Annotated in this window: 19 protein-coding genes; 6 read left to right on the forward strand and 13 right to left on the reverse strand. The window is 70.4% G+C overall.

What is annotated here, in order from left to right; translation table 11 throughout:
- The 3 genes from VG869_09475 to VG869_09485 all read right to left on the reverse strand — a co-directional run.
- On the reverse strand, positions 1-511 hold a 511-nt coding region (locus tag VG869_09475; protein HEV3451423.1), incomplete at its 3' end, for a glycosyltransferase family 39 protein.
- Between the two features lie 208 nt (positions 512-719).
- Complete coding sequence (locus VG869_09480) at positions 720-3,512, reverse strand: EAL domain-containing protein (protein HEV3451424.1); 2,793 nt, start codon at positions 3,510-3,512, stop codon at positions 720-722.
- 118 nt (positions 3,513-3,630) lie between these two features.
- Positions 3,631-4,779 (reverse strand): beta-ketoacyl synthase N-terminal-like domain-containing protein, encoded by a 1,149-nt coding sequence (locus tag VG869_09485; GenBank protein HEV3451425.1) that lies wholly within the window; start codon positions 4,777-4,779, stop codon positions 3,631-3,633.
- 281 nt (positions 4,780-5,060) lie between these two features.
- Between VG869_09485 and VG869_09490 the strand changes: the two genes are divergently transcribed.
- The gene (locus tag VG869_09490; protein ID HEV3451426.1) at positions 5,061-7,202 is read left to right on the forward strand and encodes a hypothetical protein; all 2,142 of its coding nucleotides are present in this window, start codon (positions 5,061-5,063) and stop codon (positions 7,200-7,202) included.
- A 35-nt stretch (positions 7,203-7,237) separates the two neighbouring features.
- Here VG869_09490 and VG869_09495 read toward each other — a convergent pair whose 3' ends face one another.
- The 5 genes from VG869_09495 to rfbF are packed head-to-tail and all read right to left on the reverse strand — an operon-like array spanning position 7,238 to position 11,881.
- A complete protein-coding gene (locus VG869_09495; protein ID HEV3451427.1) occupies positions 7,238-8,191 on the reverse strand; it encodes an NAD(P)-dependent oxidoreductase in 954 nt (317 codons plus the stop codon).
- Positions 8,184-8,741, reverse strand: coding sequence for a dTDP-4-dehydrorhamnose 3,5-epimerase family protein (locus VG869_09500; protein ID HEV3451428.1), 558 nt, complete (start codon positions 8,739-8,741; stop codon positions 8,184-8,186). The genes VG869_09495 and VG869_09500 overlap by 8 nt, the downstream gene beginning before the upstream one ends.
- Positions 8,731-10,074, reverse strand: a complete 1,344-nt coding sequence (rfbH, locus tag VG869_09505; protein ID HEV3451429.1) for a lipopolysaccharide biosynthesis protein RfbH — start codon at positions 10,072-10,074, stop codon at positions 8,731-8,733. Before rfbH ends, VG869_09500 begins: the two co-directional genes overlap by 11 nt.
- Positions 10,071-11,105, reverse strand: a complete 1,035-nt coding sequence (locus VG869_09510) for an NAD-dependent epimerase/dehydratase family protein (GenBank protein HEV3451430.1) — start codon at positions 11,103-11,105, stop codon at positions 10,071-10,073. The genes rfbH and VG869_09510 overlap by 4 nt, the downstream gene beginning before the upstream one ends.
- Positions 11,102-11,881, reverse strand: coding sequence for a glucose-1-phosphate cytidylyltransferase (gene rfbF / locus VG869_09515; GenBank protein HEV3451431.1), 780 nt, complete (start codon positions 11,879-11,881; stop codon positions 11,102-11,104). Before rfbF ends, VG869_09510 begins: the two co-directional genes overlap by 4 nt.
- A 161-nt stretch (positions 11,882-12,042) precedes the next feature.
- Here rfbF and VG869_09520 point away from each other — a divergent pair, with 161 nt between their 5' ends.
- Positions 12,043-13,515: a bifunctional glycosyltransferase/class I SAM-dependent methyltransferase gene (locus VG869_09520; GenBank protein HEV3451432.1), complete on the forward strand. Its 1,473-nt coding sequence runs from the start codon at positions 12,043-12,045 to the stop codon at positions 13,513-13,515.
- A 147-nt stretch (positions 13,516-13,662) separates the two neighbouring features.
- Here VG869_09520 and VG869_09525 read toward each other — a convergent pair whose 3' ends face one another.
- The 4 genes from VG869_09525 to VG869_09540 all read right to left on the reverse strand — a co-directional run bounded on the left by VG869_09525 (position 13,663) and on the right by VG869_09540 (position 16,322).
- Complete coding sequence (locus VG869_09525; GenBank protein HEV3451433.1) at positions 13,663-14,337, reverse strand: DJ-1/PfpI family protein; 675 nt, start codon at positions 14,335-14,337, stop codon at positions 13,663-13,665.
- 12 nt (positions 14,338-14,349) lie between these two features.
- Positions 14,350-15,333 carry a GlxA family transcriptional regulator gene (locus tag VG869_09530; protein HEV3451434.1) on the reverse strand — a complete coding sequence of 328 codons (984 nt, stop codon included), beginning with the start codon at positions 15,331-15,333 and terminating at the stop codon, positions 14,350-14,352.
- Positions 15,334-15,614: 281 nt separating this feature from the next.
- Positions 15,615-15,953, reverse strand: a complete 339-nt coding sequence (locus VG869_09535) for a nuclear transport factor 2 family protein (protein HEV3451435.1) — start codon at positions 15,951-15,953, stop codon at positions 15,615-15,617.
- A 15-nt stretch (positions 15,954-15,968) separates the two neighbouring features.
- The gene (locus VG869_09540; protein HEV3451436.1) at positions 15,969-16,322 is read right to left on the reverse strand and encodes a cupin domain-containing protein; all 354 of its coding nucleotides are present in this window, start codon (positions 16,320-16,322) and stop codon (positions 15,969-15,971) included.
- A gap of 88 nt (positions 16,323-16,410) precedes the next feature.
- Here VG869_09540 and VG869_09545 point away from each other — a divergent pair, with 88 nt between their 5' ends.
- From VG869_09545 to VG869_09560, 4 genes are all read left to right on the forward strand, one after another.
- On the forward strand, positions 16,411-17,097 hold the full coding sequence (locus VG869_09545) for a TetR/AcrR family transcriptional regulator (GenBank protein HEV3451437.1): 687 nt from the start codon (positions 16,411-16,413) through the stop codon (positions 17,095-17,097).
- A gap of 200 nt (positions 17,098-17,297) precedes the next feature.
- Positions 17,298-17,615 (forward strand): hypothetical protein, encoded by a 318-nt coding sequence (locus tag VG869_09550; protein HEV3451438.1) that lies wholly within the window; start codon positions 17,298-17,300, stop codon positions 17,613-17,615.
- 316 nt (positions 17,616-17,931) lie between these two features.
- Positions 17,932-19,578 carry an NAD(P)/FAD-dependent oxidoreductase gene (locus VG869_09555; GenBank protein ID HEV3451439.1) on the forward strand — a complete coding sequence of 549 codons (1,647 nt, stop codon included), beginning with the start codon at positions 17,932-17,934 and terminating at the stop codon, positions 19,576-19,578.
- Positions 19,579-19,609: 31 nt separating this feature from the next.
- The gene (locus tag VG869_09560; protein HEV3451440.1) at positions 19,610-19,948 is read left to right on the forward strand and encodes a cupin domain-containing protein; all 339 of its coding nucleotides are present in this window, start codon (positions 19,610-19,612) and stop codon (positions 19,946-19,948) included.
- A 37-nt stretch (positions 19,949-19,985) separates the two neighbouring features.
- Here the strand turns inward: VG869_09560 and VG869_09565 are convergent, their stop codons facing one another.
- Positions 19,986-20,645 carry a hypothetical protein gene (locus VG869_09565; protein ID HEV3451441.1) on the reverse strand — a complete coding sequence of 220 codons (660 nt, stop codon included), beginning with the start codon at positions 20,643-20,645 and terminating at the stop codon, positions 19,986-19,988.
- Between the last annotated feature and the right edge of the window lie 54 nt (positions 20,646-20,699).

A 20,699-nucleotide genomic window follows, 5' to 3' on the forward strand; every position in this document is an offset into this window, starting at 1 on the left:
GGAGGAGTCGGTAGGCGAGCAGCAGCGCGGCGACGCTCGTCAGGGCGGCGAGGGTCTCCGACATCAGGAGGCCGTCGTTCATCCACAGGTTCGGGTAGACGGCGGCGACGCCGCCGGCGACGAGCCCGAGGCGGGCGCCGCGGACTTCTCGGCCGAGCAGTGCGACCAGAGCGACGACCGCCGTCCCGAGCAGCGCCATCGTGAACCGCATCCACAGCTGGCTGTCGCCCGGGAGCTCCGCGGCGGGGACGAGGACGAGCGTCGTGAGCGGGGGGTGGTCGGCCGCGGGCTGGCCGCCCACGGAGGCGGGCAGGGGGTAGACGAAGCCGCGGCCGTCCGCCACCGTGTTCGCCTCGAGCCGGTAGAAGACGGCGTCGTAGAACCCGTGGTCGTACCGGGTGACGCTGAGCACGTAGGCGACGCGCACCGCGAGGGCGCAGAGGACGATGAGGAGGAGGACGCGTGCGAAGCTGGGCCTCGGCCGGGACACGGGCGCGGTCGAAGTCGTCATCGGGCTGGGCGCTCGGATCGCGGCCTCAGCCCGGCGGCGGGACCCTCCCCGGACGGCGCGCCCCGCGTGCGATCACGGTCGTCCAGCACGGCTCGCAGCGCCTCTCCCCATCGGCGGGCGGCAGCCTAGCGAGCGACCGGTCGGCGACCCGGGCCAGACGCCGGTCCGGCGGTCGACGTCGACTCGGCGCGTGCGTGCGACGGGACCGTCAGCGGTGACGGAGCGGCGAGTCGATCGGGAACCGGAGGAGGTGGGACGCGACGGGCCTGCCGATGAGGTGGCCCTGGAGGAAGTCGCAGCCGAGCTCCACCAGCCGTTTCGCTTGCTCCGGTCGCTCGACACCCTCGGCGATCGTCCGGAGGTGCAGCGACTGCGCGAGCCCGATGATCGCCTGCACGATGGCCTCGGACTCGGACTCGCTCCCGAGGCCCTCCACGAACGAGCGGTCGATCTTCAGGGCCTCCACCGGGAAGCGCTTGAGGTAGGCGAGCGACGAGTAGCCGGTCCCGAAGTCGTCGATGGCGAAGTGGACGCCGACCGCTCGGAGGTCGGCGAGCGCCTTCGAGATGTAGTTGGCGTCCTCCAGGAACACCGATTCCGTGACTTCGAGCCAGAGCCGATGGGCCGGGAGCTCGGTGGCCTCGAGGATGCTCGCGATCGTGGGGACGAGCCCGGGATCGACGAGCTGTCGAGGCGACAGGTTCACGTTCAGGGTCAGCTCGGCGGGGCCGTGCCGCGCCCGCTCCCAGCGGACCACGTCGGCGCAGGCGGTCTGGAGGATGTGGGTCCCGAGCGCGACCATCAGGCCGTTGTCCTCGGCGACCGGGATGAACTCGGTCGGGCTGATCTGACCCAGGGTGTGGTGCTCCCAGCGAGCCAGGGCCTCGACGCCGCAGACGGTGCCGTCGGCGGTGACGATGGGCTGGTAGTGGGCGCAGATCTCGTGGGCGTCGACGGCGGACCGGAGGCCCTCGTTGATGAGCAGCCTCCGGGACACGACGGAGCGCAGCTCGTCGTCGAAGACCTCGATGCGCGCCCGCCCCAGGTCCTTGGCCCGGTACATCGCCACGTCGGCGTGCGACAGGGCGACCTCCGGCGTTCCTTCGCCGGCACCGGCGTACGCGATGCCAACGCTCGCCGTCACCACCAGCTCCCGGCCCGACGGCAGGCGCAGCGGCTCGCGGACCGCTTCGCTGATCCGATCGGCGAGCTCCCGCACGTCGGCGGGGTCGGTGCCGGGGCAGACGACGACGAACTCGTCACCGGCGAGCCGCCCGAGCCGGCCGGTGTCGCCGACGACGGCCGCGATCCGGGTCCCGATGAGCTGGAGCACCCGGTCGCCCACGGCGTGGCCGAAGGTGTCGTTCACGATCTTGAACCGGTCGAGGTCGACCATGAGGACGGCACCGGCGCGGTTCCGGCTGCCGTTCCCCGCCGAGCTCGCGAGCGCCTCGAGCAGAAGGTCCCGATTCGGCAGGCGGGTGAGCGGGTCGTGGGTGGCCTGGAAGCCGAGCTCGTCCTCGACCCGCTTCCGGGCCGTGATCTCCGAGAACGAGCAGACGACCGCGTCGCCGTGCTTCCGCTGGTCGCGGGCGAGCGGCTGGGCGCTGACCGAGAACCATCGGGTGTCGTCGCCGGTCACGAGGCCGATCACGACCCGGCTCTGCGGGCGCTTGGTGCGGAGGGCGATGGCGAGGGGATGGGAGGCCGACGGGAGCGGGACCCCCGTCTCCGCCACCATCGGCCAGCGGTCGAAGAGGTCGGTGGCCTGGAGGCCGACGTCGAGCCAGCTCCCGAGCATGGCCCGGGCCGACGAGTTCACCGAGACGATCGTCTGGTCCTGATCGACGACGATGACCCCCTCGTCGAGCGCCGCCACCACCGCGCTGTACCGGGCCTCGGCCGCCTGGAGCTCGAGGCGCTCGGTGAGGTCCGTGCACACCGCGACGGTCCCGGCGTCCTCGCCCATCTCGTCCCGGACCGGGGCGACCGACACGAAGACGCTGAGCGACGAGCCGTCCGCCCGCCGGTGCTCGACCTCGCCGGCGCGAGTCCGGCCGGCGCCGTCGACCGCGCCCGGGCCGAGGACCTCGCTGGCGGCCCGGCCGATGGCGTCGGTCGCGGGACGGCCGTAGAGGACCTCGGCGGCGGGGTTCCAGCCCCGCACGACCCCCTCGCCGTCGGACGCCACGACCGCGTCCGACACGTGGGTGATGAGGCTGGCCCGGTAGCGGAGCGCGGCGTCGGCCCGGCGGCGCTCGGTGATGTTCCGGAGGATGACCTGGTAGGCGGGTCGCCCGTCCCACTCCGTCCGCACGCTGATCGACTCGATCACCGTGGGCTTGCCGTCCGGCCGGATGAGCATCGCCTCGGCCGGCTCGGACACCATCCCGGGCTCGGTGAGCCGACCGATCCGCTCGAGGGTGTCGTCGAGCGACGACGGGTGGACGAAGTCCAGGATCGGGCGGTCGACGAGCTCGTCGAGGTTCCGGAGCCCGGCCATCTTCAGGCCGGCGGGGTTCATGAACCGCACCAGGCCGTCCTGGTGGACGACGATCGGGTCCGGGATGAGGTCGACGAGCCGGCGGTAGCGGTCGATGACGCCCCGGAGCGCCTGCTCGGTCCGGTGCTGCTCCGAGACGTCAGTGATGATGCCGACGAAGCCGGCGATGTCGCCGCTCGGGCCGCGCAGCAGCCGGGCCTGGACCCGCAGGTCGACGGGGTCGCCGGCGAGGTCCTCGAGGGTCCGATCGAGGTCGTAGTGCTCCCAGGGCGCCCCGTGTCGCACGGCGACGAGGATGGGCTCGAGCAGCGCCGCGGTGGCGTCCTCGGACAGGTTCAGGGCCGCCTTCGGCTCGTCGAACCAGTAGACGACGTCCTCGGCGACGTCGTACTCGAAGGTCGCCACCCGCCACAGGCGCGCGAAGGACTCGAGCTGGTCGAGCCCCGCGACCGGGCCCGCGTCGGCGGCGGTCAGTTCCGTGTGCGCCTCGATGCCCATAGGACTCGACCAGGACCCCCCGCCGGTTAACAGCCGGCTTGGCCTGCTGAGTCACAGGAGCCTCACCGGCCCCAAGAGGGACGTCACCCTAGCACGGAGAGTGGGATGCCTCGCGCGCTCAGCAGCCGGGCTCGTCGAGGAGGACGGCGGTGTTGTAGCCGCCCATCCCGATCGAGGACTTGAAGGTGATGCCCGGCTGCCGGGCCGTTGAGCCCGAGACCAGCCGCGGGTGCCCGGGGGCGACGGCGGGCGGGGCCGGGATGATCCCCCGCTCGTAGGAGAGGCACGAGATCGCCACCTCGACCGCGGCCGCGGCGGCCTGGCAGTGCCCGACGAGGGGCTTGAACGAGAAGATGCCGGCGGCGGACGGGAACAGCTCGTCGAAGAGGCTCGCCTCGGCTCGGTCGCACTGGCGGGTGCCGGGGCCGTGGGCGTTGAAGTAGACGACCTCGTCGGCGGCCACGCCGGCGTTCCCGAGGGCGGTCCGGTAGCACGACGCGATCTGGTCGGGCTTGCCCGCCAGCGAGATGGCGTGGTGGGCGTCGTGGCTCATGGCCCCGCCCCGCAGCCTCGCGTAGGCGCCGTCGGGGCGCCCGGAGACCACGAGCCCGACCGACGCCTCGCCGCCGACGAAGCCCCGGCTGCCCTCCTGGAACGGTCGGCAGGCGTCGAGCGGCGGCCGGTCCACGACCACGACGCCGAGGTCGACGAAGGGGCGCGCGTTCTCGGGCGTCCCGGACACGTCGGTGGCGATGACGAGGACGTCGTCGACGACGCCGGCGTCGACCCACATCTTCGCCGTGAGGAGGGCGGCGTTGCCGGACGCGCACATGGCCACGACGTTCATGCAGGGCCCGTGGAACCCGTGCTCGATCATGAGGCTGGTGATCGGCGTGGAGGGCATGAGGCGGATGTACTCGCGCCGGGACACCTTGCCGCCCCGGGGGCCGTAGAAGGAGCGCCAGAGCTCGACCTCGGACAGGACGACGGCGTGGAGGAGCCCGACCGTCGGGCCGGGACGCCACCCCCGCTCGCGCGCGTCGTCGACCGCCTCGCGAGCGGCGGCGTGGAGGGCGCGGCTGAACTTGGTCTCGCCGGGAGTGGCGACGGGCTCCTCGGGGATCATGGCGAGCCAGATCTCGTCCTGGTCGAACGCCGAGCCGAAGCCGGGCTGGGGCCGCACCGCCGACTCGCCGGTGACCAGCCCGTCCCAAAGGTGCTTCGCGCCCCAGCCGTACCCGGTGACCGCGCCGATGCCACAGATCACCGGAGACGACGGGACGGCGTCCCGGCGACTCATCACTGCTCCCTGCCTTCCCCACGTCCACGATTAGCAGACAAACGCCGCTCGTGCCACCACTCGGTCGTCACCGCGCGCCGCGACGACCGAGCCGGCCGCGACGCTCCGCGCGAACGTCCGGACCGCGGCGTTCCCGAGCTCCGCCCGTCGACGCGCGACCGAGCACCGCCGTGAGCGGGACGTGATGACGCGGGCCGCCGTCGAGGCGGACTCGGGATCGCACCGGGCAGTCACTAACCTCACCGGCCGTGGTTGGCACGGCGGCGGGGAGTGCACTCAGCGCGCGTGCGGGATTCGTGCAGATGCGGACTCGGTTCCGACGGGCAGCCGCGGCTGGCGGCCTCCTCGCCGCACCACTCTTCTATTGGGTTGCGACCGCGGGCCGGCTCGACCCGTTCCACGCCGAGCCGTTCGGCAACCTCTACGACATCCAGGCCCGCAGCCTGCTGCACGGGCGCTGGAGCGTGCCAAGGAACCAGGTGGCGTTCGAGGGCTTCCGCGTCCACGGGAAGACCTACCTCTACTTCGGCCCGGTGCCCGCGATCCTCCGGATGCCGATCCTGGCGATCACGCACAGCCTGGACGGGCGGCTCACCCAGATCTCGATGCTGGTCGCATTCGCGCTGGCGCTCGTCTTCTTCGCCCGCCTGAGCTGGCGGATCCGAGGGCTGGTTCGCGGTGCCGCGCCGGTGTCCACCCTCGAGCTCTGGGCCGTCGGCGCCTCGGTCTTCCTCATCGCGACGGGCTCGGTCGTGCTGTTCCTCGGCAGTCGAGCCGTCGTCTACCACGAGGCCGAGCTCTGGGTGATCGCGTTCGCGCTCGGCGCCTACGACGCGGTGCTCGAGTTCCTCGACCGTCCGTCCCTCCGGGCCGTGGTGCTCGTGGCCGTCTGGAGCGGCCTGGCGTTCCTCACTCGCGGCTCGGTCGGAGCGGGACCGGTCCTGGCCCTCGGCCTCATCCTCACGGCCGTCGTGCTCCGCCACCTGGCGGCCGGGCTCAGCGCGGGGCGGCCGACGAGGCGCGCGCTGGAGGCCCCGGCCCGCGTCCTGGCCGTGCCGGAGGCGGCCGGACGCCCAGCCCTGCTCGCACCCCTGGCGGGAGCCATCGCGGTCCCAGTGGCGCTCTACGTGTACGCGAACGAGGTCCGCCTCGGTACGCCGTTCAGCGTGCCATTCAGCAAGCAGATCTACACCCAGGTCAGCGCCGTCCGACGCCACGCGTTGGCGGCGAACGGCGGGAGCCTGTTTGGGCTGAAGTTCGTCCCGACGCAGCTCCTCCAGATGCTGCGACCCGACGCGCTCAGGTTCCAATCGCTCTTCCCCTGGGTCACCTTTCCACGGGCGGCGACGGTCGTGGGGCACGTCACGTTCGACACGCGGGACTGGTCGTCGAGCTTCCCGTCCTCCATGCCACTCCTCGCGGTGCTCACCGTGGTCGGAATCGGCGTGGTGGCCACCCATCGGCGGAACGACGGAAGGGCGGGAAGCAGTCCGGCCGCCCTCCGCGCGCTGCTGCTTGGCGCCCTCGTCGGCGGACTCATCACGGTCACGATCGCGTACGTCGCGAACCGGTACCTTGCCGACTTCCTGCCTGGGATCATCCTCGCCAGCCTCGTTGGGCTCTACTGGCTGCTCGACGTGGTGGCGCGGCGGCCGCGCCGTTCGTGGACGCGACCCGCGATCAGCAGTGTGCTCGTGCTCGCGGCCGTGGCGTCGCTGTGGATCAACTTCGCGCTCGCGATCGACTACCAGCGGCTCCTCTTCCCCGCGCAGGGCACCGAGCGGGTCGGGTTCATCGGGTTCCAGCAACACGTCGACCGATGGATCCCGGGCGGCCCGCGCGGGAAGGTCCGGACCGGTCGGGACCTGCCGGCCCGAGGGAGCTTCGCCGAGCTGTTCATCGTCGGTCGCTGTGGCGGCCTCTACTGGTCGGACAGCCGCCAGTGGTTCGCGATCGAGCGGGCGAATCCGACCGGTTTCTTCCGGCTCCGCGTGGTCTTCCCCTCGGCCCGTTTCCCGCCCGAGGAGCTGGCGAGCATCGGATCGGCGAGGGACCGGAACCGGCTGCTCGTCGAGCTGCTCACCCCGACCCGAGCGCAGTTCTCGGTCGAGAGCGGCGGGTTGACCGCGCTCGTCAGCAAGCCCGTGGTCGTTCGCCCGGGGCGCGCCAACGTGGTGGACGCCGTGCTCGACTCCCGGCTGCGGGCGGCTCAAGTGAGCTTCAACGGGCACGTCCTGCTCGCGGCGCCGGCCACCCTCGTTCCCGGCGACGACCTCTCCGTCGGCGCGACGCTTCCGGCGGCGGGCCCGGCGGGCGGCTTCGGGACGATCCGGTCCCGCCCGATCCACACGCCGCTCTGCGACGCGCTGCGGCGCCGCTCCCGGCCGTAGCCGGTGCGGGATCTCGAGTGCGCGGCGCGCCCGGTTCAGGCGGTCCGGCCCCCGTCGGCCCGGGCGGGCGAGGCGGCCCGCCGCTGGGCGACGGGTCCCGCGATGGCGGCCAGCGATCGCAGGCCCGCCGCGAGCGGGATGCGGGGGCTCCAGCCCGGCGGGCGCGTGGCGAACCGCCACGGCGTGAGCATCTCGCGCGGTCGGCTCGGCCGGGCGCCCCAACGCACCGGGATCGTGCAGCCCGTCGCCTCACCAAGCAGGTCGACCAGTCGTCGCACGGTGACCGGGGTGTCCGACTGCGCCGAGAACACCGCCGGCGACGCCCCGCCGGCGGCGAGGTACGCGGCGGCCGCGAGCAGGCACTCGACGGCGTCGTCGACGTGGAGCAGGTCGATCAGCTGCTCGCCGGAGGACAGGTCAACTGGCTGTCCGGTGCGCGCGGCCCGGAGGAGGGTCGGCACGAGCTTCGGCCTGGCGTCGTCGGGACCGTAGGTGTCGAAGAAGTTGACGGTGGCGACGGGCAGACCGTCGACCTCGGCGTAGAAGGCCAGGATGTCCTCGAGCGCTTGCTTGGTCGCGGCGTACAGGGAGGTGGGGCTGTAGGAGCGGCCCTCGAAGTGCTGCCAGGCGGTACCCGTGTACACGAGCGGGCACGGGTTGGCTCGGGTCACGGCTTCCGCGAGACGGGCGCCCATCGCGACGTTGGCCTCGATCATCGGGGTCACGTCGGCCGGCTCGTGCCGGGCCCGGAAGTCGGTGGCGAGGTGAAAGCACGCCGACGGCGCCAGGCTCCGCACCAGCCCGATCAGCTCCTCGGTGTCGACCGGCAGCGGGTGCCACTCGACGCCGTCGGCCGGCGGGGCGCCGGCCGCGCTGCGGACCAGCCCGTGGATCCTCCATCCGTCCCCGCTGAGCCGGCGCACGAGCGTCCGCCCGATGAAGCCGGTCCCGCCGGTCACGAGCGCCGTCGGTCGGGGCTGCTCAGCCATGCTCTGGCTCGTATTGAAAGGGGCTCACCAGGTCGCCCACGGCCGGCAGCGACCGGTCACGAGCCGACACCACGGGGCCCGGCAGCGGCCACTCGACGCCGGCCGAGTCCCACCGGACGCCGCTGTCGTGGCTGGGCTCGTGCTCCGTCGAGACCAGGTAACCGACCAGGGTGTCGTCGGCCAAGGCCTGGAAGCCGTGGGCGCAGCCGGCGGGGACGTGGACGACCGATGGGGTGAGGGCGTCGAGCGAGAACGTGGCGTGCTGCGCGTAGGTGGGCGAGCCGACCCGAAGGTCGACGACGACGTCGAACATCGAGCCGACGATGCAGACGACGGTCTTGGCGTGGTCGTGTGGCGGGCATTGAAAGTGCAGGCCGCGGATGACGCCCCTCGAGGAGCTCGAGTAATAGAACTCGGCCACCGTGTCCCGAAATCCCATCGCGTCGGCGACGCTGCGCTGGTACACCTTCACGAACGTGCCCCGCTCGTCGTCCGACCGTTCGAGCCGAATGTGCGCGCACCCCGGGATGGACGTCGGGTCAGCCCGCACGGAGGGTCCGGCGTCGGGCGAGCACCGGCGCGGCGACGAAGTCCCGGATCACCTCGATCACGTAGTCGAGCATCGCGTCGCTCAGCCCGGGGAAGACACCGACCCAGAACGTCCGGTCCGCCACGAAGTCGGTGTTCGTGAGCGGCCCGACCAGCCGGCGCGGCTGGTCGACGTAAGCCGGCTGGCGGATGAGGTTCCCGCCGAACAGCAGCCGGGTAGCGATCCGACGGGACTCGAGGTGCTGGACCAGGTCGAAGCGGTCGAAGCCGGCATCCGGGTTGACGGAGATCGCGAACCCGAACCAGCTCGGGTCGCTCCCGGGCGTGGCCCGCGGCAGCAGGAGGGCGTCGAGACCCTCGAGGCCGTCGCGCAGGCGTCGCCAGTTGCGCCGCCGGGCGTCGATGAACTGCGTGAGCTTGTCGAGCTGCGCGACGCCCACCGCGGCCTGCATGTCGGTGAGCTTCATGTTGTATCCGATGTGCGTGTAGATGTACTTGTGGTCGTAGCCGTACGGAAGATCACCGAGCTTCCAGTCGAAACGACGGCCGCACGTGTTCACCTTGCCGGGGTCGCACCAACAGGCACGACCCCAGTCACGGAACGACTCGACGAGCTTCTTCATCGTCACGCTCCGGACGAGCACGCAGCCGCCCTCCCCCATCGTGACGTGGTGGGCAGGGTAGAAGCTCGTCGTCGCGACGTCTCCGAACGAGCCGGTGCGGCGCCCCCGGTACGTAGCCCCGACCGCGTCACAGTTGTCCTCGACGAGCCACAGGCCGTGCCGCGCCGCCGTCTGGCGCACCGCGTCGAGATCGAACGGGTTCCCGAGCGTGTGGGCGACCATGATGGCTTTGGTCCGGGGCCCGACCGCGGCCTCGAGGTCGCCAGCCTTGATGTTGTACGTGCCGAGCTCGACGTCGACGAACACCGGAACCAGCTGGTGCTGGTACAGGGGGTTGACCGTGGTCGGGAAGCCCGACGCCAAGGTGATGACCTCGTCGCCCGGCACCAGGCGGCGGTCCCCCAGCTCGGGCGCCGTCAGGGCGCTGACGGCGAGGAGGTTGGCCGAGGAGCCTGAGTTGCAGAGCAGCGCGTGCGGCATCCCGATGAACTCGGCGAACCGGGCCTCAAACGAGTCCGCGAACCGACCCGTCGTCAGCCAGAAGTCGAGCGCCGCCTCAACGAGGAGCGTGAGCTCGCGGCTGTCGAAGACCTTGCCAGACACCGGAACGGGCGTGGTCCCCGGCTCGAACGCCTGGGCGGGGAAGGCCTCCTCGTAGTACCGGGCGACGAGCTCTGCGATCTGCGCGCGCAGGTCGCTCCCCTCGTTCACGTCACGCCGGCTCTGCTCGGGCGCGCCCGTGATCCGGCACCGAAGTAGTCCCGATACCAGGCGACGGTGCGGCGAAGACCGTCGTTGAGACCGACGCGCGGGCTCCAGCCGAGTACCGACGCCGCCTTCCTCGCCGAGAGGTGTTGGTTGCGGATCTCGCCTGGAGCGTCGTCGAGGATCAGCGGCTCAATATCCCGGAACCCGGCGGCCTCGCAGACGGCCTCGTACATCTCCATCACCGCCAGGGGCACCTCATCACTGAAGTTGAACACCTCGCCGGACAGGTCGCGCTCGAGCAACCCGTCCGCGATCTGCAGATACGCGTCCACCGCGTCGTCGACGAAGAGGTAGTCGCGCCGAAAGGTGCCGTCGCTCCGGATCACCGGTCGCTCGCCTCGAAGGAGCGAGCGGATGGTGCCGGGCACGAGCCTCGACCAGTTCAAGTCGCCGCCGCCGTAGATGTTGGCGAACCGCGTCGTCGCGACGGGCAGACCGTACGTCTCGGCAAAGGAGCGCGTGGCGAGGTCCGCGCACGCCTTCGACGCCTCGTAGGGCTGGCGACCGTTGAGGGGCATGTCCTCTCGGTACGGCAGCTCGGCCGCCTCGCCGTAGGCCTTGTCGCTCGAGGCGACGACGACGCGGCGCACGAGGTCCGAGTGACGCCGGCAGGCCTCGAGAACGTTCCAGGTACCCCGGACGTTCGTCTCGAACGTGGCGAGCGGCGAACGCCGCGCGGCGGCGACGATCGTCTGCGCCCCGAGATGAAAGACGGTGTCGATCGAGTGACTGACGATGGCCCGTTCGAGGGTCGCCAGGTCCTCGAGGCAGCCGGAGACGACCGAGACCGAACGAACGGTCCCGCTCCGGTACAGCTCCGAGCGGGGATCGTCGTCCAGGACGAGGGCGGCCACGGTGGCGTCCGCGTCCACCAGGCGTCGGGTCAACCAGGACCCGACCATGCCCGTCGCGCCGGTCACGAGGACGGGCACGCCGGCCCAGGGGCTTGGCGCCGCCGCGCTTCCGTCGCTCATCGCTTCCACACCGCCCACGGCGCGTCTCCGTTCGCCCAGAGCTCGTTCAGCAGCAGGAACTCGCGATAGGTGTCCATGGGGCGGAAGAACCCGCCGTGCTGGTACGCGACGAGCTCCTGGTCCCGGGCCAGCGCCTCCAGCGGCTCCCGCTCGAGCACCGAGTTCAGATCGAGGTAGTCGAGAAACTGCCGGTCAAAGACGAAGAAGCCCGAGTTCACCCACTCCTCGCTCTTGGGCTTCTCTCGGAAGCGCCGGACGACTCGCTCCTCGTCCAGATCCACGATGCCGAAGCGAGCGATCGGTCGCGTCGTGGTAACCGTCGCAATCTTCCCGTGTTCGGCGTGAAAGCTGCGGAGCTTCGAGATGTCGACGTCGGCGACCCCGTCCCCGTACGTGACCAGGAACGAGTCGCCGTCGAGGTAGGGCTCGACCAGTTTGACGCGAGCGCCCGTCGCGGTCTCCGTACCGGTGTCCACCACCGTCACGCGCCAGCCGGCCTCGGGATGCGACGTGTAGAACTCAACCGAGGAGTGGTCGCCCAGCGTGACCGTGAAGTCGCTGTTCCACGATTCGTAGTTGAGGAAGTAGTCCTTGATCACCTGTCCCTTGTACCCGATGCACAGGATGAAATCCGTGAGGCCGTGGAACGCAAACAGCTTCATGATGTGCCACAGAATGGGCCGACCACCGATCTCGATCATCGGCTTGGGCCGGAACTCGGTCTCTTCCCTGAGACGCGTTCCCAGACCACCGCACAGGATCACTACCTTGGTCATCTCACCGTGCAGTCGCGAGCGCTTCGACGAGCGGAGCCTACCGCGGAAATCCCGCGTGGCACTGACGATCGGGCCAGGGCGACCAGGTCATCGCGCGTTGAGTACCCTTCGTGGCTGGGAGCGGGGGCGCGTGGACGCCTCGAAGGCATGACGAACACCGCATGACGGGCACAGATGCGATGACCACGAAGCGAATCGGGATCCTCGTCGTGGCCTACAACGTCGCGTCCACGCTCGCTCAGGTGCTGGACCGGATTCCGTCGGAGTTCCGTCCACGCATCAGCGAGGTGCTCGTCTGCGACAACGCGAGCGAGGACTCCACCTATCTCGTCGGTCTCGGCTACAAGCAGCTCGCCGACGGCTTCCCGCTCACCGTCATTCGTCAGCCGCGCAACCTGGGCTACGGCGGGAACCAGAAGGCTGGCTATCAGTGGGCCATCGAGAACGACCTCGATATCGTCGTTCTGCTGCACGGTGACGGGCAGTACGCCCCGGAGTTCCTCCCACAGATCGTCGCCCCGCTCGAGCGCGATGAGTGTGACGCCGTGTTCGGCTCGCGCATGATGGAGCCTGGGGGTGCCCGGAGGGGCGGGATGCCCCTGTACAAGTTCGTGGGCAACCGTGTTCTCACCCGCTTCGAGAACGCGGTCGTCGGCACCGAGCTCAGCGAGTGGCACAGCGGCTACCGCGCCTTCAAGGTCGAGGCCCTGCGCGACATACCGTTCCTTCGCAACTCGGACGAGTACGACTTCGACAGCGAGATCATCGTCCAGCTGCACGAGGCGGGAAAACGGATCGTCGAACTCCCGATCCCCACCTACTACGGCGACGAGGTCTCGTACGTCAACGGCTTCCGATACGCCAAGGACATCGTGCTGGACGTGCTCCGGTATCGAGCCCACAAGATGGGCCTCGGTTCGGGCGCGACCGCGTTCGCCGGCGACGCGTTCTCGCTGACGCAGCGCCTGGACACGTCCCACGGGCGAATCCAAGCCTGGCTCAGCGCGCGACGACCCTGCCGCATCCTTGACCTCGGATGCGGAAACGGTGAGTTCGGATCGACGCTTCGGGCGCAGGGTCACGAGGTGACTGGGATCGACATCGAAGAGCACCCCGGCGTCCGGGACCGTCTCGACCATTTCGTCCGAGCCGACCTCGACGACGGGGTCCCCGCGGAGGTGGGCACCGGGTACGACGTCGTTCTCGGTGCGGAGGTCCTCGCCTACGTTCGCCGGCCCGAGCTACTCCTCGTCAACGCCAGGGACTGCCTGCGCCCCGGTGGCTCCGTGGTCATCACGGTTCCGAACTTCGGGCACTGGTACCCGAGGCTGCGCGTCCTCTTCGGAGGGTTCGACTACGACCAGCGAGGAATCCTCGATCGCGGGCACGTGCGCTTCTTCACTCGGCGGAGCTTCGAACGGCTCGCTTCGGCCCAGGGTTTCAAGACCCGCCGCCGCGAGGCGCTGGGCCTCCCCCTCGAGGTGCTGGAGCGGGGCCTGCCCGAGCGCAGGGACTCGGCCGAGCGCTCGGTCCATTTCGCCCAGCGACTCGACAGCGTGGGCCTTACGATTCGGCCCACGCTCTTTGCGTACCAGTTCCTCTACGAGCTGGAGCCCGTTCGTTCGCTCGACTGACGCGGCGCGTCCGGCTCGGCCGCGGGGTCAGGACGGGACGCACCGGCCCGGGGCGCACGGGCACGGTCCACCCAGGCTCATCCCGTGTGGCGGTGTCAGGCGCGCGCGCAACATCACCGAAGCCGATGGTCGACGCGTCCCGATCACCTACGAACCACTCGGCACGGATCCCGGCCGGACCTCCCTCGCCTCGGCCTCTGCCATGACCCCGGCGACGAGGTCGCGGATCGCGCTCGGCGCCTTCGACGGTGATCCGGCGTCGTACGGGGGCTGGGGGTCGTACTCGATCCCCAGCTGGATCGCCTGCGCTACTTCTCGGCCGCCGAGACGACCGGCGAGCACCAGCGCGAGGTCGATGCCCGCCGAGACGCCGGCCGCAGTCACGACCTTGCCGTCGGTCACGACTCGCTCCTCCGTCGGTTCCGCACCGTGGGCGCGCAGGTGCTCGTAGGCCAACCAGTGGGTCGTCGCCCGTCGGCCCTGGAGGAGCCCAGCGGCGCCGAGGAGGAGCGCGCCCGTGCAGACCGACGTGGTGTAGGTCGTCGTCGCGTGCGCGGCGCGGATCCACTCGACGATCGGTGTGCCGGCGGCAGCCAGCCGACGCGTGGCGAGTCCACCGGGAACGAGGAGCACATCGGGCGCGGGGACGTCGCCGAAGGTGCGGTCAATGTCGACGCGGAGCTGCCCATGCTCGTCGGTCAGCTGGCCGGTCCGCTCGGCGCAGAGCACGACCGATGCGCCCGGCAGGTTCGCGAGCACGGCATACGGGCCGACGGCGTCGAGCGCGGCAAACCCCGGATAGACGCCGATGGCGATCTGCATGGATCCTCCTGGTCACGAGGCTCGGCGGGCGAAGTGCCGCCGGTACTGGTCCGGGGTCGTCCCGCAGCGACGCCGGAACGCCCGGTGGAGCGTCTCGACGTGATGGATGCCCACCTGGCGGGCGACCGCGGCGAGGGTCAGGTCCGCGGTCTGGAGCAGGCGCTGCGCCGCTTCGACCCGGAGCTGCTCGACGAACGCCGCCGGCGTCGTGCCCGTCTCCAGGACGAAGCGTCGAGCGAAGGTCCGGGGGCTCATGGCGGTCCGGGCCGCCAGGACCTCGACGCTGAGATCCTCGGTGAGGTGGTCGGTCAGCCATCGCTGGAGCTCGGCGATGCTCGGTGTCGTTGCGGGCTGGGCACGAAGCTGAGCGCTGAACTGCGATTGGCCGCCGGGTCGGCGCGCGAAGACGACGAGCCACCCGGCGACCTGGTGGGCCAGCTCGCCGCCGTGGTCCTCCTCGACGACGGCGAGGAAGAGGTCGAGGCCGGCGGTGACGCCGGCGGACGTCCAGCGGTCGCGGTCTCGGACGTAGATGCGATCGGCCAGCACCTGGACGGCGGGATGGCGATCGGCGAGGGCGGGGCAGGACGCCCAGTGGGTCGTTGCCTCGTACCCGTCGAGCAGCCCCGCGGCGGCCAGCAGCCAGGAGCCGGTGCAGACCGACGTCACCCGGCGCGCCCCTGCGGCGGCCGCGCCCAGATGGGCGAGGAGGCGCTCGTCGCGCCGGGCGGCCCGGGTGCCGGACCCGCCGACGACGACCAGGGTGTCCACGCGCTGGCGCCCGGCGGCAACGTCGGCGAGCGAGCAGTCGGCACCGACCTCGACGCCGCTCTCGGACCTGATTCGACTGCCGTCCGGGCTGGCGACGACGGTCTCGTACGGCGGCTCGGCTCCGAGGCGGGTCGCTGCACGCAGCACCTCGAGGGGACCGGCAAGGTCGAGGAGCTGGAAACCGTCGAAACCGACGAACACGACTCGGTGGGCGGCGCTGGCCATGGCCGCATCATCCGCGACCGGGCTGTTGGCAGCAATGTCATTTTCATGATGATTCCTGCCAAGCCGAGTCGGCGCGAGGCCGGGCCTGGCGCCAGGCCCCGCCGGCGGGTCGCCCGCCCCGGTGCGGGCCGTCACGGGTGGCCGCGGGTTCGGCTCCGAGACGGCGGTCTCTGCCCGCGGTGCGCCGAGCCGGTCGGCGACTTCCCCGTGCTCAGGAGCCGCGTCGGACTGCGCCGGATCGCGCCGGCAACGCCCACCCGTCGGGTCCGCGGCGGCCGGGCTCAGCCTTTGACGTACGACAGCTTCTCAGCCACCTTGCCGTCGCGAACTCGAAACAGATCGACGCCGCGGACGTGCCCGCTGCCCCACGTGTACCGCCATCGCTGAACGACCCGATCGTCGAGCGCGAAGGTGTCCTCGGCCTCGAAGGTCGCGCTCTCATCGTCGAAGATCGGCTTCCACGCTCGACGGATCTCGTCGGGTCCGACATGGCGGACGCCGTCCGGAGCCGGCCCGGTCGCCTCGAAGACGCAGTCGTCGGTTATGAGCGCCAGGGCCGCCTCGAGGTCGTGGTCGGACCACGCCTGGCCAAAGTCCCCGACGATTTCGATCACACCCATGCCGATGCGCCGCCGCTACTTCGCGTAGTTGCTCGAGCCGAACCAGTCGACCACCACGACCGGCTCGTCGCCGACGACCCACGCGTCGTGCCCGCTGGGCAAGGAGGTGACGTCGCCAGGGCTCGCCACGAACTCGGTCCCATCGTCCATCCGGATCGCGAGTTGCCCGCTCACGTGGTACTGGAAGTGCGGGGCGGTGCAGCTCTCGGTCTTGGCGATGGGCTTCACGTCGTTGGACCAACGCCAACCGGGCTGGAATACCAAGCGCCCGACCTCGCCACCGCCGATCTTCATGATCTCGGCGTGCCCGTTCGGGAACTCGCGGGTTTCGTCCGGAGCCCCAAAGCTCCGATGCTCGGTGTCCTGCATGCTCGGTCCTCCCCCTCGCTACCGGTCGAGCCCTTGCTCTTTTACCTATTACTAAGTAAGGTGTCAAGGGGAAGCTTGAGGGAGCGCGATGCCGACCGGACGTCGAGTGGCCCAGGGCGAGACGTCGACGCAGATCTTGGACATCTCGGAGCGGCTGGTGCAGAACCGCGGCTTCAACGGCTTCAGCTACGGCGACGTCGCGGCTGAGCTGCAGATCACGACCGCCGCCCTTCACTATCACTTCCCCGGAAAGGGCGAGCTCGGCGAGGCTCTCGTCGCGCGCTACGCGACGCGCTTCGCTGAGGCGCTGCTGGCGCTCGATGCCGAGCCCGACGCGAGGGCCAAGCTCGATGGCTACGCCAGCCTCTATCTCGACGTCCTGCAGCAGCGGCGCATGTGTCTGTGCGGAATGCTGGCGGCCGAGTACGAGACCCTGCCGGAGGCAATGCGCACCGCCTTGCTTCGCTTCTTCGACGACAACGAGAGATGGCTTGAGGCGGTGCTCGAGCGGGGCCGAGAGGACGGAACCCTCCAGTTCTCTGGCGCACCGAGCGACGCGGCCCGCATGATCGTCGGTGCCCTCGAAGGAGCCATGCTCGTCGCTCGGCCCTACGGTGATGTCGCCCGCTTCAAGGATGCGGCGGCGCGCCTCATCGCCGGTCTGACCACCGCCTCGGCTGACCACGCACCCTCGTCGGCGCGACGCCGCCGCGGGCAGGCCGGATCGAAGGCCGCGACGGGCAGATCGCCGACGACGCCTCGGAGCCGGAGATAGCGGCCCCGACCTCGGGGCCCGCCGGCGTGACCGCCCGAGGACGCCATCCCGGGCGTCGCCGCGTCGTGCGTCGACTTGCCTCACGAGCCCACGGGTACGACGAACGAGGTAGTCGACGTCGGTGACCTACAACCCGAGGCGTCCACCGCGAATCAGCGCCTGGTCGACGACGGCTCCGACGAAACCGAGACAATCAGGGCATGACTCGTGCCCCGGCAATGTCCCATGACCGAAGCGTCGTCCACGGGATCGCGACGCTGATGATCATCGAGGGGGCGACGCTCGCGGTCGCGTCCATCCTGCACCTCTCCGGCGACGTTCACGGCTCGGCACCGTTCGATGCCGACCATGCGGGGATCGCCGAGGCGGTCATCGGCATCGTCCTCGTCGGCGCCGCGATCACGATGTTCCGGATGCCTGCCCGCGCCCGCGCCGTCGGGCTGGCTGGGAACGGCTTCGCGGTCGTCGGCTTCTTGGTCGGGCTTGAACTTCACCGCACCGGGCGGGGATCTTCCTGATGTCGCGTACCACCTCACGGTGCTGCCGTTCCTCATCGGCAGCCTGATCGTCCTCCTGCGGGCGCGGCCGCCGCGACTCGCACCCACGGCGTGAGCGCAGCGCGCCACCTCACTCGGCACGGCGGCCCGCCCGAAGGTGGTCTCGGGCACGAGCCCGCCGAAGATCGGGCCCAGCTCCGACCCGGACCCCCATGCCGCGACGAGCCGCCGGTTCGGACGCCCCGGGCTCCGCGGTAGGGCCCTCTCGGGCGGCGGGCACAACCCCGGCGGCGTCACCGTCGGGACAGTCGCCGCCAGATGGTGAGAGAATCGCGCCATGCGCAAGGGTCGAGCCGAGGTCGACGCCGTCATCGTCGGTGCGGGCTTCGCGGGTCTGTATGCGCACCACCGCCTGCGCCAGCTCGGGCTGACCCTGCAGGGCTACGAGGTGGCTCGCGACGTCGGCGGGACCTGGTGGTGGAACCGCTACCCGGGCGCGCGCTGCGACGTCGAGTCGATGGACTACTGCTACTCGTTCTCGCCCGAGCTCGAACAGGAGTGGACCTGGTCGGAGCGCTACGCCACCCAGCCCGAGATCCTGCGCTACATCGACCACGTGGCCGACCGCTTCGACCTGCGCCGCGACATCCAGTTCGAGACCCGGGTCACGGCGGCAGCGTGGGACGACCTCGCCCAGCGCTGGCACGTCATGACCGAGCGCGGCGACACGGTGTCGGCCCAGTTCTGCGTCATGGCTGTCGGCTGCCTGTCAGCAGCCAAGCGACCCGAAGTCGACGGCATCGACGCCTTCCGGGGCCCGACCTTCCACACCGGTCAGTGGCCCCATGAGGGCGTCGACTTCGCAGGTCTGCGGGTCGGCGTCATCGGCACCGGCTCGTCGGGCATCCAGTCGATCCCGCTCATTGCCGAGCAGGCTGCGCACGTCACGGTGTTCCAGCGGACCCCGAACTTCACGATGCCGGCCAAGAACGCTCCCCTCGATCCGGGAGCGGTCAACGCTCGCAAGACCCACTACCGGGAACACCGGCAGGCGATGCGCGAATCACGCGCCGGTGTCGTCGTGCCGATGCCTGAGGAGTCAGCGCTCGATGTCGACGCCGACGCGCGGCGCGCGAAGTTCGACGCGGCGTGGGAATCGGGGACGCTGTACGGCATGGTCTCGGCCTACAACGACCTCCTCGTCAACCGCGACGCCAACAACACCGCGGCGGAGTTCGCGCGGTCGCGCATCCAGGACATCGTGAAGGACGCGGATGTCGCGGAGCGGCTGTCGCCACGGAACCACCCGTTCGGGACCAAACGACCGTGCCTCGACTCCGGCTACTACTCGACGTACAACCGCGACGACGTGACGCTGGTCGACGTCCGGTCGACGCCGATCGTCGAGATCACCCCGAAGGGGATCCGCACTTCGACCGAGGAGTACGTCCTGGACGCCATCGTCTTCGCGACCGGGTTCGACGCGATGACGGGCCCGCTCCTCGGCCCCGAGATCACCGGCGTCGACGGGGTGGCGCTGCGAGACAAGTGGGCCGCCGGGCCCCGCACGTACCTCGGCATCATGACGGCCGGCTTCCCCAACCTCTTTGCGGTCACCGGGCCGGGGAGCCCGTCGGTGCTGGTCAACATGCTCGTCGCGATCGAGCAGCACGTCGACTGGGTGGCTGAGTGCATCGCCTACCTCCGCGATCGAGATCTGGGCTCGATCGATGCCACCGTCGAGGCGGAAGATGCGTGGGTCGATCACGTCAACGCGGTCGCGGGCCACACCCTGTTCCCAACGGCTGATTCCTGGTACATGGGCGCCAACGTGCCCGGGAAGCCACGCGTGTTCATGCCCTACATCGGTGGTTTTCCCCGCTACACCGAGATCTGCGACGGCGTCGCCGCGGACGGATACCGAGGCTTCGTGCTGACCCCGAAGACCGCATCGCGTCGAGAGCACTCCGCATCGTCGACCTGAGCTGCACCTCGGATCACGGAAGGCCGATCGAATGCCGTTCATCGAGGCCAACGAGATGCTCCACGGCGCGCCGCTCCACGGGTGGTCCGGGCGGTTCTTCCACTCCGCGAACATGACCTTCGCACTTTGGGACATCGCCGCGGACGCCGCTGCCCTCCACGAGCACGATCACACCCAAGAAGAAGTCTGGAACGTGATCGAAGGCGAGGTGATGCTCGTCGTCGGCGGCCAGGAGCGAAGGCTCGGCCCAGGCAGTGCCGCAGTCGTGCCGCCGAACACCCCGCATTCGGCCATGGCCGTCGGGGCCTGCCGCGTCATCGTGACCGACTACCCCGTCCGCGACCAGCTCCCGGGAGCGCGCGACACCTAGGTCCGGGACGCTCGGAGAGCCGTCCCGACCCGTTCGTTCAGCCGCCGCTCGTCGCGGCGGGAGCTCTCGCAGCCATCCGAAGTCGAGAGAGCAGCACGATGCACGTGACCAGCACCCAGATCAGCAGGAGAAGGAACGGGAAGAACAAGCCCGCCGCCAGCTGGAGCACCCCAACCACGAACCCGGCGATCGTCAGCCACCCGGGCAGCAGGCCGCTCCGACGGGCGAGGTACGACGTGGCGACGACGAACCCGCCGGCCGCGAGTGCACCCGCCACGAGCAAGAGGGCAAAGCCGACGTTGTCGAACTGACGGGCCAGGTCAGGGGAGGAAGGGATGGGCGTGTCGCCGAACACCTTCCCGCCGGGAATCGCTGCTCGCACCAACGTCGAGACCAGGCCGAGGGCAACGAACACCGAGCCGAAGATCACCACGAGCCCGCCGCCCTCCAGTCGGTCCCGGAGGCTCGAGAGGAACCACAGGAACGCGATCAGACCGAGGACCATGAGGTACGCGCCGGCGACCGCGCCGGCGCGATGACCACTGTCGGACCACCAGTGCTGCCACTTGGCGGTGTTCTTGTTGTCGCTCGGAGTCGAGAACACCGAGAAGCCCACCGAGAAAAGGGTCACGAAGACGATGCCCATCCACGTCCCGACCCGGCTCGATCGGATGCTCGCCGTCGTCGCTGCACTCATCTCCGAGCCTCCCGCCCTCGCGGCCGCCGCATAGCGGCCCTGAAAAACGCTAGA

The sequence above is a fragment of the Acidimicrobiia bacterium genome, from assembly GCA_035948415.1.
Taxonomy (GTDB): domain Bacteria; phylum Actinomycetota; class Acidimicrobiia; order IMCC26256; family PALSA-555; genus PALSA-555.